Genomic DNA, 1,004 nt, shown 5'->3' with positions numbered 1-1,004 from the left:
CCTATTGCCGCATCTCCAGTTACCTGCAGACCATGGCAAATCAGGGATACAATCCGCTGGTCGCCATTCAAATGGCCTTTTCGGGACAGCTCTATGCTGATAGGGGTGAGTAGTTACGAATCGGGAATTGACATGTTTGAAGACATACTGACGAAAACCTACTATGGCAACACCATAGGCGCCTACATGCTGGCGTTTTTACTGATAATCGCTTCTGTAGTGCTCGCGAGAGTGGCCTACTGGGTGATTGGTCACGTGGTCAAGCGCTTCACCCGCAAGACTAAAAACCGGATGGATGACATCCTGGTGGACATGCTGGAAGAACCGGTGGTGTTTGCCATTGTCATCATCGGCATCTGGTTCTCCCTGGAGCTGCTGCATACCTCCGACACGGCCCAGACGGTAATTGCCAACGCCTACTACATCCTTATCGTTTTCGACGTTGCATGGTTTATTTCCAGAATTCTGGATGCACTGATACGGCGCTATGTCGAACCCATGGTCATGCACTCCAAAAGCAAGCTGGATGACCAGTTGCTGCCCATCATACAGAAAGGCATGAAAATCGCCTTGTGGGTCATGGCGCTGCTCATTGCCCTGAACAATGCGGGCTACAACGTGGGTGCGGTGCTGGCCAGCCTGGGTATCGGTAGTATCGCTTTCGCCATGGCCGCCAAGGATACCATTGCCAACCTCTTCGGCAGTTTCACTATCTTCGTGGACAAGCCTTTTACCGTAGGAGAGCGTGTATTGCTCAGCGGGCACGATGGTTTTGTGCGCGAGATCGGCGTCAGGAGTACACGTCTTGAAACGCTGAACGGTCGCATGGTAACGCTGCCCAACTCCCAGGTGGCGAACGAGTGCATCGAGAACATCAGTTCAGACGCTGCCAGCCATGGAGAGCGAAGCGAAGGCTGGTAGACCCCAGTAGCCGCGAGGCCGCACTGTTTTCCCGGCGTGCCTTGCGCCAGAGGGAAAACAAAGTAGGCCTCCGAACGCGGCGT

At 54.1% G+C, this 1,004-nt stretch carries 1 protein-coding gene; it reads left to right on the top strand.

All coding sequences use genetic code 11. The features are described 5' to 3' along the window. Positions 1–93 precede the first annotated feature (93 nt). Complete coding sequence (locus tag ACOCD2_RS21890) at positions 94–921, top strand: mechanosensitive ion channel family protein (protein WP_293653469.1); 828 nt, start codon at positions 94–96, stop codon at positions 919–921. Positions 922–1,004: the final 83 nt, after the last annotated feature.

The sequence above is a fragment of the Thiolapillus sp. genome, assembly GCF_048562965.1.
Classification (GTDB): Bacteria; Pseudomonadota; Gammaproteobacteria; order Chromatiales; family Chromatiaceae; genus Thiolapillus; species Thiolapillus brandeum_A.
Note: the sequence above shows the minus strand (reverse complement) of the source record. Positions and strands in the feature narration are given on the sequence as shown.

Excerpts from the sequence above, each read along its gene's own strand:
- ACOCD2_RS21890 (WP_293653469.1), top strand. The coding sequence starts at position 94 with ATGCTGATAGGGGTGAGTAGTTACGAATCGGGAATTGACATGTTTGAA.